This is a genomic window from Brevibacillus sp. SAFN-007a, from assembly GCF_051967035.1.
Taxonomy (GTDB): Bacteria; Bacillota; Bacilli; order Brevibacillales; family Brevibacillaceae; genus Brevibacillus.
In genome coordinates this window covers 151,055-164,383 of record NZ_JBQCKK010000006.1, presented here as the reverse complement: position 1 = coordinate 164,383, position 13,329 = coordinate 151,055, and the positions used below count along the sequence as shown (strand labels likewise).

At 54.0% G+C, this 13,329-nt stretch carries 14 protein-coding genes and 1 riboswitch; of the genes, 8 read left to right on the top strand and 6 right to left on the bottom strand.

Annotation, left to right across the window (positions count from 1 at the left end):
- Nucleotides 1–108: 108 nt before the first annotated feature.
- The 3 genes from ACTHO6_RS09990 (at nucleotide 109) to ACTHO6_RS09980 (ending at nucleotide 2,581) form a co-directional block, all read left to right on the top strand.
- Nucleotides 109–765, top strand: coding sequence for a GGDEF domain-containing protein (locus ACTHO6_RS09990; protein WP_440241381.1), 657 nt, complete (start codon nucleotides 109–111; stop codon nucleotides 763–765).
- Nucleotides 766–951: 186 nt separating this feature from the next.
- Nucleotides 952–1,569 carry a DUF47 domain-containing protein gene (locus ACTHO6_RS09985; protein ID WP_440241380.1) on the top strand — a complete coding sequence of 206 codons (618 nt, stop codon included), beginning with the start codon at nucleotides 952–954 and terminating at the stop codon, nucleotides 1,567–1,569.
- Entirely contained in the window at nucleotides 1,562–2,581 is a 1,020-nt protein-coding gene (locus ACTHO6_RS09980) for an anion permease (protein ID WP_440241379.1), read from the top strand. The genes ACTHO6_RS09985 and ACTHO6_RS09980 overlap by 8 nt, the downstream gene beginning before the upstream one ends.
- A 60-nt stretch (nucleotides 2,582–2,641) precedes the next feature.
- On the opposite strand, the gene ACTHO6_RS09975 is transcribed toward ACTHO6_RS09980, so the two are convergent.
- The 3 genes from ACTHO6_RS09975 to ligD all read right to left on the bottom strand — a co-directional run bounded on the left by ACTHO6_RS09975 (nucleotide 2,642) and on the right by ligD (nucleotide 4,783).
- Complete coding sequence (locus ACTHO6_RS09975) at nucleotides 2,642–2,881, bottom strand: hypothetical protein (protein ID WP_440241378.1); 240 nt, start codon at nucleotides 2,879–2,881, stop codon at nucleotides 2,642–2,644.
- 125 nt (nucleotides 2,882–3,006) lie between these two features.
- Nucleotides 3,007–3,804 (bottom strand): prolipoprotein diacylglyceryl transferase, encoded by a 798-nt coding sequence (gene lgt / locus ACTHO6_RS09970; RefSeq protein WP_440241377.1) that lies wholly within the window; start codon nucleotides 3,802–3,804, stop codon nucleotides 3,007–3,009.
- A 76-nt stretch (nucleotides 3,805–3,880) separates the two neighbouring features.
- Nucleotides 3,881–4,783 carry a non-homologous end-joining DNA ligase gene (gene ligD, locus ACTHO6_RS09965; RefSeq protein ID WP_440241376.1) on the bottom strand — a complete coding sequence of 301 codons (903 nt, stop codon included), beginning with the start codon at nucleotides 4,781–4,783 and terminating at the stop codon, nucleotides 3,881–3,883.
- Nucleotides 4,784–4,922: 139 nt separating this feature from the next.
- Between ligD and ACTHO6_RS09960 the strand changes: the two genes are divergently transcribed.
- Genes ACTHO6_RS09960 through ACTHO6_RS09945 form a run of 4 tightly spaced genes read left to right on the top strand, consistent with a single transcriptional unit; the run spans nucleotide 4,923 to nucleotide 9,290 of the window.
- Nucleotides 4,923–6,527, top strand: a complete 1,605-nt coding sequence (locus ACTHO6_RS09960) for a spore germination protein (RefSeq protein WP_440241417.1) — start codon at nucleotides 4,923–4,925, stop codon at nucleotides 6,525–6,527.
- Nucleotides 6,524–7,690, top strand: a complete 1,167-nt coding sequence (locus ACTHO6_RS09955; RefSeq protein WP_440241375.1) for a Ger(x)C family spore germination protein — start codon at nucleotides 6,524–6,526, stop codon at nucleotides 7,688–7,690. The genes ACTHO6_RS09960 and ACTHO6_RS09955 overlap by 4 nt, the downstream gene beginning before the upstream one ends.
- Nucleotides 7,683–7,919: a hypothetical protein gene (locus ACTHO6_RS09950; RefSeq protein WP_440241374.1), complete on the top strand. Its 237-nt coding sequence runs from the start codon at nucleotides 7,683–7,685 to the stop codon at nucleotides 7,917–7,919. The genes ACTHO6_RS09955 and ACTHO6_RS09950 overlap by 8 nt, the downstream gene beginning before the upstream one ends.
- 12 nt (nucleotides 7,920–7,931) lie before the next feature.
- Nucleotides 7,932–9,290 carry a GerAB/ArcD/ProY family transporter gene (locus ACTHO6_RS09945; RefSeq protein WP_440241373.1) on the top strand — a complete coding sequence of 453 codons (1,359 nt, stop codon included), beginning with the start codon at nucleotides 7,932–7,934 and terminating at the stop codon, nucleotides 9,288–9,290.
- 48 nt (nucleotides 9,291–9,338) lie between these two features.
- Here ACTHO6_RS09945 and ACTHO6_RS09940 read toward each other — a convergent pair whose 3' ends face one another.
- Nucleotides 9,339–10,283 carry an ATP-dependent DNA ligase gene (locus ACTHO6_RS09940; protein ID WP_440241372.1) on the bottom strand — a complete coding sequence of 315 codons (945 nt, stop codon included), beginning with the start codon at nucleotides 10,281–10,283 and terminating at the stop codon, nucleotides 9,339–9,341.
- A 402-nt stretch (nucleotides 10,284–10,685) separates the two neighbouring features.
- Here ACTHO6_RS09940 and ACTHO6_RS09935 point away from each other — a divergent pair, with 402 nt between their 5' ends.
- Nucleotides 10,686–11,015, top strand: coding sequence for a DUF1904 family protein (locus ACTHO6_RS09935; RefSeq protein ID WP_440241371.1), 330 nt, complete (start codon nucleotides 10,686–10,688; stop codon nucleotides 11,013–11,015).
- 82 nt (nucleotides 11,016–11,097) lie between these two features.
- Here the strand turns inward: ACTHO6_RS09935 and ACTHO6_RS09930 are convergent, their stop codons facing one another.
- Nucleotides 11,098–11,268, bottom strand: a complete 171-nt coding sequence (locus ACTHO6_RS09930) for a hypothetical protein (RefSeq protein WP_440241370.1) — start codon at nucleotides 11,266–11,268, stop codon at nucleotides 11,098–11,100.
- A gap of 21 nt (nucleotides 11,269–11,289) precedes the next feature.
- The gene (gene thiC / locus ACTHO6_RS09925) at nucleotides 11,290–13,041 is read right to left on the bottom strand and encodes a phosphomethylpyrimidine synthase ThiC (protein ID WP_440241369.1); all 1,752 of its coding nucleotides are present in this window, start codon (nucleotides 13,039–13,041) and stop codon (nucleotides 11,290–11,292) included.
- 152 nt (nucleotides 13,042–13,193) lie between these two features.
- Nucleotides 13,194–13,304, bottom strand: a riboswitch (TPP riboswitch).
- Between the last annotated feature and the right edge of the window lie 25 nt (nucleotides 13,305–13,329).

Here is a 13,329-nt window from a genome sequence, read left to right as displayed (position 1 = left end):
CCTACATACACGAAATAAGACCTATACGATAGGTGTAAATATTAGGACTTATGTATTGGTTTTGCGCGCATCTCTGCTACATGGGATGGACGGGAGGTGGAGAGTACCTTGGACTCACGCTGGATTGGCATGGGTGTGTCCTGTCTGATTATCTTGATTTGGCTCACGGTATACAGGCTGCCTGACGAGCAGCTGACAGGGCTGTTCGTCGTGTTGGCGGCCCTGATCCAGATAGCAGCGGGATACAGGCTGGGAACATATGTGAACCGTCTGCGTCAAATGGCCTATCACGACTCGCTGACGGGCGTCCTGGTCAATCGCCGTTTTTCGGACCGATTGATTCGCGAGGTCAAGCAGGCGAAGCATCAGCACTATCCGATCACGCTGTTATTTATCGACCTGGATAATTTCAAGCAATTCAATGATTGCCATGGACATATGGAAGGGGACCGGCTGCTCTGCCAATTCGCTTCTCTCCTGCAAGCTAACGTGCGCAGCCAGGATACGGTTGGCCGCTGGGGCGGAGAAGAATTTGTCGTGCTGCTGAAGCAGGCCGATACCCATGCGGCACTCGCGATCGCAGAGCGGATACAAGAGCAGGTGCGGCACACGCTGTCCGGGGTGACGGTCAGTATCGGCGTCGCTTCCTACCCCAGACATGCAGCTACGGCAGAAGAATTGACACACAAGGCAGACACGCTGATGTACGAGGCAAAGAAAAAGAAAGATTGCATGATCGTCGCTACGCATGAAAGGAGAATATAGATGGCAAGACTAATACCTGTCGCTCGCAAGGAGACGGGGATTTGTTTGTAAAGGAGATTTACAAAAACTTAATATTTTTTTAAAGAAAAATCTACACACTTGCCCTTGAATTTAAATTTACGTCCACAATAACTTCCGATATAATCGGTTAGGTGTGATTTATCCAAAGGAGTGAAGAAGGACCATATGTTGAAATCGAACAAGTATATCTTCTTTGATCTGTTTGAACAGCAGATTGCCACGGTGCACAAAGGGACTCATCTTTTTTATGAAATGATTGGAAACTATCAAGATGTGGAAGCCAAAGTGAAGGCAATCAAGGCTGTCGAAAAAGAAGGGGATGAAATCGTTCGCCGCATCATGAACGAATTGAACTCCACCTTTATCACTCCGCTTGAGCGTGAAGACATCCATCAGCTCGCCCACACCATGGACTCGATGATCGATTACATTGACGGTGTGGCGGATCGCATGTATCTCTATCAAGTTCGTCAGCCGGACCCGCGTGTGTTGGCCCAGGCAAACATTTTGGTCAAATGTTCGGCGAAGTTGATTGAGCTGATTCGCACGCTGCGCAAGCTCGATCATCAGGTGGTAGCGAAAATCGCTGTGGAAATCAAGGATCTGGAGCATGAATCCGATTCCAATTACCGCAAAATGGTGTCCGATTTGTTAAATTCGCCTGATGCCAATCCGATTGAAGCGATCAAACTCAAGGAAATTTACGACAAGCTCGAAGACTGTGCTGACTTTGCCGAGGACGTTTCGAACCTGGTGGAAGGGATCGTGTTAAAGAATGCCTGATCTGTCGCCAGAGGTGGTTATTCTCGTACTTGTCGTCATCATGGCGTTGAGCTTTGACTTTATCAATGGTTTTCACGACACGGCCAATGCCATCGCGACCTCTGTATCGACCCGGGCGTTAAGCCCGCGTACAGCCATTGTCATCGCCTCGCTCTTCAACCTGATTGGCGCGTTGTCGTATACGGGCGTAGCGAAGACCATCGGGGGAAAAATCACGGACCCGTTCAAGCTGGAAAATGGACTGGTTGTCGTTTTGGCCGCCTTGACCGCGGCGATTTTGTGGAACTTGATTACGTGGTGGTTCGGTATTCCCAGCTCCTCCTCCCACGCGATTATCGGAGGCGTTGCAGGTGCCGCTGTAGGAGCTGCCGGGTTCGGCTCGATCAACATGGAAGGCTTTATTGAAATCGTCAAAGCGCTCATTATTTCGCCTATCGTTGCGTTTGTCATCGGTTTTATCGTCATCAAAATCGTTTCCGCGATTGTCGCCAACATGAATTACCATAAAACGAATCGCAACTTCCGCATGCTGCAAGTCTTGTCCGCATCCTGGCAGTCCTTCAGCCACGGAGCCAACGATGCCCAAAAAACCATGGGGGTTATTACGCTGGCGTTGCTCTCTGGCGGATTCCTGGTGCAGGAGCCTGGCGAGTTTACCATTCCGCTGTGGGTCAAGCTGTCCGCGGCGGTCGCCATGGCACTGGGGACATCCTTCGGGGGCTGGCGCATCATCAAAACCATGGGCGGCAAGATCATGAAAATCAAGCCCATCAGCGGTTTTTCCGCCGACCTGTCGTCTGCCTTGATTATTACCATCTTTACAGCCTTGAAGCTGCCTGTCAGTACGACGCACGTCATCACCTCTTCGATTTTAGGGGTAGGCGCGTCGCAAAAGCTGAACGCAGTCAAATGGGGAGTGGCTGGACGCATCGTCGTTACCTGGATCATTACGTTGCCGGTAACCGCGCTGTTGGCTGCGGCCTGTTACGTTGTTTTCGATGTTTTCCTGTAATCCAAAAAGACACCTTCTACGACCAATTTCGTAGCGAGGTGTCTTTTTGCTTGGCCGGATTTAGCCGGACCCCGTCAAGCGCTCCCACAAGCTGGCTTTTGGCTTGATTTGCACGAGCCGCACAGCCGAAAAAGGAATGTAGTCGAGGGAGCCGTCCTTTTCCTCGATCAGAATGCCAAGAGGGCTGTAGTCAAACAGCTTGCCTTCTGCATAGGCTGGCAAGCCGGCTCCGATCCGATCGGGTGCAAAATGTACGCGAACCAGGCGATCCAGGTATTCCTCCAAAATGCCGTCATCCATGTGACATCCCTCCTGTCTCCTAGTTATTTCCCGCATTGTGACAATTAAGACATTCAGACGAGCAAGAAGCAAAAAAACCGCCCTGCCATAGCGGCGAGAGCGGTTGCCCGGGATGGTTCCGGTTGCTATTCCATGGAATTGTGCGAATGGCCGGACTGCTTGCTTTTGCGCGCGTGAATCACCATCAGAATGACGCCGGCGGCAATCAGGCACAGGCTGACGAGCTGGGCTACCCGCAGCGTGTCGGCGATCAGCAGGCTGTCTGTGCGCATGCCTTCGATGAAGAAGCGGCCGATGGAATACAGAATCATGTAGCTGAACAAAATTTGCCCGTCGAATTTTTTCAACCGATAGAGCATGAGCATCAGAATACCGAAGACGAGCAGGTTCCACAGCGATTCATACAAAAAGGTCGGATGGTAATACTGTCCCCCGATAAACATCTGATTGCGGATAAAGGCGGGGAAGTTCGCCATGAATTCCGCAGAGGCTACACCGCCGTGCGCTTCCTGGTTAATGAAATTTCCCCAGCGGCCAATGGCTTGGCCCAGGATGACACTGGGCATGAGCACATCACCCAGGCGAAGGAAGGGCAGGTTGTGCTTGCGTATGTAGTACGTTCCGGCGAGCGCCCCCCCGATCAGCCCGCCGTGGATGGCCAGACCGCCTTCCCAGACCTTGATGATGTCGATTGGATTGTCTTTGTACTGCGCCCATTCAAACACGACATAATACAAGCGGGCACACACAATCGCTGCCGGAATAATCCACACAACCATGTTCAGAACGTGGTCGGGATCAATGCCGGAACGTTTGGAATTGTACATCGCGAGGTAAGTCCCCAGAAAAAAGGCCAACCCCATGATGATGCCGTACCAGTGTATGTTCAGGGGTCCGAGCGAAAGTGCGATCGGATCAATCATGAAAAATGCCTCCTTGCCTCAAACGTCTCTGCACAGTATAGCATACCTGGACAGAGGGATTCCAATAAGAGCCTGCTTATGGACGGCGCAAAAAGTCGAGGATGGGGTCCAGGGAGGCTCTAGTTGTCGGTCGGGAAACGGCAGCGAACAGATCGCCCTTCTCGTTTAGGCGTTGGGGAAGCGTGTGGACGGTGAAGGCGCTGGGATGCGACTGCGGCACTTCCTCCCATAACAAGGGAGCGGAAACCGTTGCTCCTTTTTTCGCCCGCGTCGAATACGGAGCAGGAAGCGTTTTGCCGCGCCAGTGCTGCAAGTAGTCGATGTACAGCTTGTCACCGCGATTTTTCACCATGCGTTCGATCGTTAAAAAAGCCGGGTGCTTGCTGACCAGATAAGAAGCGATAAACTGCCCGACCTGCCTCGTCTGCTCGAACGTATAGCGCAGCTCGATCGGAACGTACACCTGCAGACCACTTGCCCCTGACGTCTTGACGAAGGCGGGGAGCTTCAACTCGTCCAAAAGCTCTTTTACGAGCAGCGCGGCCTCGATGACGACAGCGAAGTCCTCTGTGGACGGGTCGAGATCAAACACCAGCTCTGTCGGTGTCTCGTCGGTCGCCAGATGAAAAGAAACATGCCACTCCAGCGCCGCCTGATTGGCCATCCACAGGAGGGTGGCTTCGTCGTTGCACAGCACATAGCGGACATTTTCCCAGGTGTGCGTCTGAATCCAGGACGGGGCGTATTCCGGAATGTTTTTTTGATAGAAATGCTTGTCGTGGATGCCGTGCGGGTAGCGAATGACGGTCAACAGCCGGTTTTTGGCATAGGAGAGCAGATGGGGCGCCACTATCAACAGATAGCGCAAATAGTCCAGCTTGGTCACGTTCGCTTCCGGCCAGAGCGGCTTGTGCGGGTTCGTAATACTGATCGCATGACCATTGACGGTCAACTCGTATGCGTTGATTGCGTTCGCCACGATGGCACCTTCCTTTGGGCGGTAGATGTGCTCCTACTTTCTCCCGTTCGCGAAAAGGATATGCAGGCCAGGCGCGCCCTGCATATCTTTCCAGCAAATCAACCATAATACGGGTAGCTTTCCAGTGGCTGGTGATGAGATGGAGTTCAAGAAAAAAAGCAAGGTAAAGGAATTGCTAGAGACGATTGAGACGTGCAGCTTGCTTGAGCTGGAAGGAATTCCGCTTTTTCCGGCTTTGGATGACAACGTAGAGGTACTGAAGAAGCTGTTCTCGGATTGCTCGGATTTTGTCATTCGCGAGTTCAGACAAAAAAACAGTGTGCGTGCAGCCGCGGTTTTTGTAGACGGGTTGATTGATACAAAAGAAGTGAACCAGGCATTGAAAGCACTGATGGTGCTGGAAGACGGCGACGAGGACGTCCGGGTGATCGAAGAAGCGCTGCTGCCGGTTTCGCAAATGGCGAGAGTCAACGATTACAAGCAGCTCCTGCAGGCCGTTTTGTCCGGCGATACGGGCATTTTGGTTGATGGTAATGTCGAGGCGCTCACGCTCGGCATTCGCGGGGCGGAGAAGCGTTCGGTCAACGAGCCGGAGGGAGAAGCCGTGGTGCGCGGGCCACGGGAAGGCTTCATCGAAAATATCCGCACGAACACGTCGATGCTCAGGCGCAAATTGCGGACGCCCCGCTTGAAAATGAAGTCGCTGGTTGTGGGCCGAGAGACCAACACCAATGTCGTGGTCGCGTTTTTGGAGGGCATTGCGGATGCGCAAGTCGTGGAAGAGGTATCTCAGCGCATCAGCAATATCGACATGGATGCCGTTCTGGAGAGCGGCTACATCGAAGAGTTGATTCAGGACAACGTCTATTCGCCGTTTCCGCAACTGATGTATTCCGAGCGACCGGACACGGTGGCGGCTTCGATTTTGGAAGGGCGCGTGGCTATTTTTGTCGATGGAACGCCGATGGTCCTGATCGCACCTGCCACTTTTTGGATGATGATGCAGGCGAGCGAAGATTATTTCGAACGCTTCCAAATGACCACGTTGCTTCGATGGCTGCGCTATCTGTTTTTGATTATTGCGCTGCTTACCCCTGCTTTGTACGTGGCGATTACGACGTATCACCAGCAAATGCTGCCGACTACGTTGCTTCTGAGCATTGCCGCCGCTCGCGAGTCTATTCCGTTTCCCGCGATCGTGGAGGCGCTCATTATGGAAATTTCCTTTGAGGCGCTGCGTGAAGCGGGGATTCGCCTCCCCAAAACGGTCGGCCAGGCCGTCAGTATTTTGGGGGCGCTCGTCGTGGGTCAAGCGGCCGTGCAAGCCGGGATCGTCTCCGCGCCGATGGTCATTGTCGTGTCGCTCACCGGGATCGCCTCGTTTACGATTCCGCATTTCAATGCAGCGATTTCGTTGCGGATGCTTCGCTTTCCGCTGATGATCGCCGCTTCGATCCTGGGCATTTACGGGATTTTGGTAGGGGTGCTGCTCATCCTGGGACATATGGCCAACCTGCGTTCTTTCGGTGTTCCGTACCTGTCTCCGCTCGCGCCGATGTCCGTTGGCGATCTGAAGGATGTCCTGGTGAGAGTGCCGTGGTCCTTTATGGAAAAGCGGCCTAGCTTTCTCGGTGTCCGCAATGCCAGAAAAATGGACGCAACCTTTGCCAATCAGGTGCAGCAACGAGGAGGGCAGGCAGGGACAACGAGCCGCGGGAAATCAGACGAGGAGGGCAAAGCGTGAAACGTCTCATTCCGGTCGTCGTGTTGCTTTTCGGGATGCTTGCTGTGACAGGCTGCTGGGATCGACGCGAAGTCAACGATATGGCGATCGTGATTGCGCTGGCGATGGACAAGGAGCCGAATGGTCATTACCGCTTGTCTGTGCAGGTTCCGCTGGTCAGCAGTCTCGGGTCCACGTCTGGCGGAGGAGGGGGAACGAGCGGCGACAAGGCCTACTACGTCGACTCAGCTGTCGGCAAGACCATCAGGGAAGCGAATAATATCATCCAGTCGCGCATGTCGCGCGAGCTGTACTATTCCCACCATCGCATGATTGTCATCGGCGAGCAGCTGGCCAAGGAGGGGATGAGCGATGTATTGGACATCGTGGCCCGTTTTCCCGAAAATCGGCTGACCGCGTATCTCGTCATGACGAAAGGCAAAGGGATCGAGCTGTTGAATGCCCAGCCGCAGTTCGAACGCTTTTCCGGGGAGGCCATGCGCGAGCTGATCAAAATGGAGGCGATCTCCGTGTCGCTCAAGGATGTCGCCCAGATGCTCACGACACCCGGGGTTGATGCATTTCTTCCCGTCCTTGTGCCCGTCGACTCGCATCCCAAGGGCAAATCAAAGGAAGTGGAATTCACGGGGATCGCGTTGTTTCGCGGTGACAAGCTCGTGCACGTATCCAAAGCCGAATCAATCAAAGGGCTTCGCTGGTTTCAACGGAATTTCACGCCGTTCTCGGTCGTGCTTTCGCTTAAAGACAAAGGGAAACTTACCGTGTACTTTTCCAAAGGGAAGGCCGATCTCAAGCCAGTCCTGAAAAAGGGGCATGTTCATTACGAGATTACGGTGTACGCGACAAGTGTAGTCGTGGAGAACATGACGAGCCTTGATCTGGAGCATCGAAAAAACATTGCCATGATCGAGGACATGCTAAAAAAAGAGATCGAGACCAGCGTGAAGAATACGCTTTTGCTGATGCAAAAGTATCGGACGGACACGATTGGCATGGGAATTATTTTAGCCAGACAATTCCCTCGGGAGTGGCGGGAAACGTATCGGGATCGCTGGAATGAAGAGCTGCCGCGCCTGTCCTTCACGATCCATTCCAAGGTGGTCGTCGAAGATATCGGGCAAACGACGAAAAACATCACAAAGGATGACAGCGAGAATGAATAGACTGTTTCTATGTTTGTTTGTACTGATGCTGATTTCGTCCTTTCTCCATTTTGTCTGGAAGCGCAACCAGATGGAGCGAAAGCAACAAATCGTCATCTATACGATGTACGTCCTGTCGGCGATCGGATTGTACGCCATCCAATATCAGCACGACAACTTGATGCCGACCGGCTTTTTTTTGAACATCCTCACGCCGCGGGTGAAAATGTGGATCGATCAGATTCTGTAGAGGAGGGAGTGCATGATACACAAGCAAGTCGTCAATCATCGGCAAATCGCCTGGTTGGTCGGCAGTTTGCTGATGACGGGGATGATGATCAGCTTTTTGCGTTCGGTGGTGCAGGTAGCCAAGATGGATGCGTGGTTCTCGCAGATTGTTCCGGCTTGCTATGCCTTGCTCGTCGCCTATGTATTGGCGGAGCTTGTGCGCGCCTATCCGGGGAAAAACCTGTTTGAGATCATGTTTATCATCTGCGGCAAATGGATCGGCGGAGTCGTCAATGGTTTGCTTTTGTTTTACATCTGGGTGATTCTCGCCCTCGATATAAAAGGAGCGGCCGACTTTCTTCACATCTCCCTGCTCCCGCAGACGCCGGTGGAAATCATCCTGCTTGTGTTCGTTCTTGTGTTGATGTACTACGGCAAAACGAGCCTAGAGGTGGCGGCGAGGGTCAACGAAATCTATTTTCCCGCCTACTTCATCATGTATCTGTTGCTGTACTTTTTGCTGATGAACGAGTACAGCATCGAGCGACTGGAGCCGATTCTCAGCACGAGTCTGGAGCGGATAGCGGTAAGCAACCTGCTGCCGCTTGGCGTATACGGAGACGTGCTTTTGTTCGGCGCCTTTTTGCACGCCAGCAGCGAATCGCGTCTCTTGTTTGCGGCGATGAAGCACGGAATCATGATTGTATGCTTCACGACCACGATTGCGCTCTTGATTCTGCTCGGGGTGATGGGCTACGTCATTGCGGGGCGGCTCAATTTTCCGATTTACATTCTCGTTCAGCAAATTCACTTGACGGATTTTCTCGACCGGGTGGAAATGATTTTGTTCAGCTTGTGGTTTCCTGCGTTCAGCATGAAGGCGATCTTTGCGTACATGGCTTTTCTCGTCGGGGTAGGTTCGTTTGGCGGACAGCTGCACTACAATACGTTTAACGCGCCCAGCGGCTGTTTCCTGGTGGTGACTTCGCTGCTCGCCTTTTCCAAGGTGTCGGATATCGACCAGTTTATCAGCTACAGCTTCCCGCTCCTCGTCTTGCTTTTTCAGGTGCCGCTGCTCCTGTTTCTGTTGATCGCCGCCCGACGAAAAAAACGGGAAGCAGGCCAGGGCCTGATCCCGAAAGGCACGAAGCTGCACCGCTTTTACCGCTTGATGGTGTGGGGGGGAGTCATCAGTCTGGCAGGCTGTATCCTGACCATCCTGATCGGCGCCCTGCTGCGAGACAAATCTCCGGCGTCAGGGATGGCGACGGCGATCGCCTATGTCTGTTTTCTGGTGATCGGGCTGTTGACCAGTTACGGAGAAATGCAGGCGCTCAACCATGGCAAGCAAAGGCTGGGGCGGCCCAAGCAACAGGGGAAATTTCGCCAGTAGCCGTCCCTGTAGGCTGTTCGCCCGTCTGTGCGCCGGATAGGGGACGCTCTACGACCCGAACGTACACTGCCGGGCGGGAACATCGACGAAGCCTTGAATGCTCGGCTGACGCAACGAGTGTCCCTCCGCCCACTCTGCGTACTGGATTTTGGCTGTAAGCACAGGTTGTAGCCAGATGGTGCCGCTGATGCGCTCCGGCTTGTTGCAAAAAGGCATGTCTGCCTGGATCAGCGGGTGAATTTTTTCCGTCAGGCTCTGCCAGTCGTGGTGTGTCAGTTTTCCGGTTCCGGCATGGCCGATATACCAGAGCGCTCCTTGATCGTCGTAGAGTCCGAGAAGCAGGGAATTGACGGTCTGGTCCCGCATGGTTACTCCGCCCACCACCGCGATCAAATCCCGGTAGTTTTTTTTCTTTTGCCAGCGTCGATCCTTTCCGGCAATGGCATACGTGCTTGTCAAATCTTTTACAATGACGCCCTCCATCCCTTGTTGCCGGATGAGCCGAAACAGCTCTTGGCCGCTGCCAAAATTGTCGACGAGCTGCACAGTGGGGGTCGGGGCGACGAGCTTTTGCAAGAGGCGTTGTCGTTCTGCCAGGGGGCAGGCCGTGACCCACTCGCCGTTTGCGTACAAGATGTCAAAGATCATGTAGAAAATGGGAACCTGGCGCTGTACGGCAGCGACTTTTTCCATTCGTCGCAGACCGTCTCGGCGCATGACCTCGTAAAAGGACGGCTTGCCATCCGCTCCAAGCGCAACGACCTCGCCATCGAGAATAACGGATCGTGCCCGGCAGTAATCGGAAATCGCGGCGATCTCGGGGTAGTGTAGCGTGCGCTCGTTTGTCTTTCGGTTATACAGCTTGACAGAGCTGCCGTCATAGTACGTCAACAGTCTGATTCCATCCCATTTGACTTGCGCAATCCAGTCCGGATCATCGGCGATTTCATCCGTCGTCGTCGGCTCAAAGGGAATAACCGGCGTTAGCTTCATCGTAGCCTCCCGTATCTCATCGTCTGTCCATTTGTACGGTGTCACGATTCGCCATCGTCTATGCACCCGGAAAAGCAGAGAGTTTTGAACGAATGTTAAGAAACTTCTTCATTGATGAAGGATTGTCTTTGCGTTATACTAGGAGGCAGTTCACGAAGAATCAGGCAGGATCTGAAACGCGTTGCAGAAAGTATGGATGGGCTATATCTGACTGACCGAAACCTCCTGTCGTGGTACGTCCACCACCTATTCGCAAGGAGAGAGTCAGGAGACAGATATAGTCCTTTTTTTCGTTGCTCCGGAAATCGACTGTCGTATATAATTACGAAGGTAATGATTTTGGGAACAGCTTCGGCTCTCGTGGCTGTTGGTAGCTGTCTGTTCCGGAAAGAAGGAATTGACTTGCCATTTCTTCGATTTAAAGGCTTTGAAAAAGAAAAGCTGCAATCGGTATCGCCCCTTATTATAGAAGAGTTTGCCCGCATCGCCGAAGTGAGCCGGGAAAAGGTCAAGCTGGAGCTGCTTCTGGTCGAGCGCCTGACGAACAGTCCACTGTCTTTGGAAATCATGATGTTCCCCCGGGATCAGAAGCAGCACGATGAGATCGCCCGCGCCATGAACCGGATTTTGCACAAGCAAGGCTTCGAGAACGTCCATATTTTCTTTATCCTGCTGTCGCCTGCGCTATATTATAAGGAAGGACTTCCTTTGCGAGCGAAAGTCTCAAGCTGACACGGACAGGCGAACAGAAGAGAAGACCGCTTTCCACACGGTTGAGGGAGAGCGGTCTTTTTTTCGTTGTCAGGGAAGTTTCCTAATAATAGAGACTTTCCGTTTGCAGACATTTGGCGCAGGTGCGGGCCAGAGGCGTCTCGACGAACTCATGCTCGCACTCTTTTTGCAAAAGACGCAATTCGCGCTTCCGCTGTTCGAGGTCAGCCTCCAGGCGAGCGATCTCTGCTCGCAATTGCAACGCTTCGTTCACTTGCCAGCCACCTCCGGACGCTTATTTGTACAGTTGGCTTCCCTGCTCGCGAAATTCGCGAGCTTTCTCTAAAAGGCCCGCTGCGATGGCGCTCGACTCGCTCTGTTCTTGATCCTCGGCCAGATGACGGATGTCGTGCGAGATTTTCATGCTGCAAAATTTCGGGCCGCACATCGAGCAAAAGTGCGCAGACTTGGCTGCTTCCGCAGGCAACGTCTCGTCGTGATACTCGCGGGCGCGCTCAGGGTCGAGCGAGAGGTTGAACTGATCGTTCCAGCGAAACTCGAAGCGGGCTTTGGACAACGCGTCGTCGCGCTGTTTTGCCCGCGGGTGGCCCTTGGCCAAATCCGCTGCGTGGGCCGCGATTTTATAGGCGATCAGGCCGTTGCGCACGTCTTCCTTGTTCGGCAGGCCGAGATGCTCCTTGGGCGTGACGTAGCAGAGCATCGCGGTGCCGAACCAGCCGATCATCGCCGCGCCAATCGCGGAGGTAATGTGGTCGTAGCCGGGCGCGATGTCTGTCGTCAGCGGTCCGAGCGTGTAAAAAGGCGCCTCGTGGCAAATCGCCAGTTGTTTGTCCATGTTTTCGCGAATCAGGTGCATCGGGACGTGGCCCGGTCCTTCTATCATCACCTGCACGTCGTGCTTCCAGGCGATTTTGGTCAGCTCGCCGAGTGTCTCTAGTTCGGCAAACTGGGCCTCGTCATTCGCATCCGCAATCGAGCCGGGGCGCAAGCCGTCTCCGAGCGACACGCTGATGTCGTACGCCTTGAGAATTTCGCAAATCTCTTCAAAATGCGTGTACAAAAAGTTTTCCTCGTGATGGGCGAGACACCACGCAGCCAGGATGGAACCGCCGCGCGAAACGATTCCGGTCACGCGCTTCGCGGTCAGCGGAATGTAGCGGAGCAGGACACCGGCGTGGATGGTAAAGTAATCGACGCCTTGCTCTGCCTGTTCAATCAGCGTGTCCCGATAGATTTCCCAGGTGAGATCCTCCGCTTTGCCGTTCACCTTTTCCAGCGCCTGGTAGATCGGCACGGTTCCCACAGGCACAGGGCTGTTGCGGATAATCCACTCGCGGGTCGTGTGGATGTGCTTTCCGGTCGACAGGTCCATGATCGTGTCCGCGCCCCAGTGTACCGCCCAGATCATTTTCTCGACCTCCTCTTCCATCGAGGAGCTGACGGCGGAAGTGCCGATGTTGGCGTTGACCTTGACGTGAAAATGGCGGCCGATAATCATCGGCTCCGCCTCCGGATGATTGATATTGGCGGGAATGATCGCGCGGCCTGCCGCCACCTCAGCGCGGACAAACTCCGGCGTGACGCCTTCGCGGATGGCGATGTACTCCATCTCCGGCGTGATGATGTTACGGCGGGCATAGTGAAGCTGGGTGACTGCCTTGCCTGCCTTCGCCCGTCTCGGCTGATAGCCTTCGCGCGGGAAAGCGGGCATTTTCCCTGCGCTGTCGGCGTTTCGGATTCCGTTGTCCACAGGCTTTGGCTCGCGGCCGGCGTAGCTCTCCGTATCGCCTCGCTCCTCGATCCAGCGCTGGCGCACGAACGGCAGCCCTTTTTGGATATCGGCGACATAACCTTCGGCCGTGTATTCGCCGCTTGTGTCGTACACGCGCAGCGGCGGGTTTGGCGTGGTGCCGTACAGCCCCTCCGTAGGCGATAGCGCAATTTCGCGCATCGGCACGCGAATGTCGGGGCGGCTGCCTACCTCGTATACTTTGCGGCTTCCGGGAAAAGATGAAAGGGATGACATAAAAAAACCTCCTTGGCGTGGTTGCACGAAAGCGCGAACCTTGTAGGGAGGCGAAAGAGGCCCGTCGCGAAAAAACGCCGCATGGGAACATGCGACGCCAGACGCGAGAGCAGAGAAGAGACGGTATCCCGAACGTACAGATACGCATCGCTCATCTGTCATATGGACATTCCTCCGCTGGCATTACCCAGTTCAGGTTCAACGGTCGATGGCACAGTACCATCCTCTCAGCCTGGTGATTTCCAAGCTCCCGTGCTTGTTTTTGGTTTCGTTGCAAAATCAGGATAC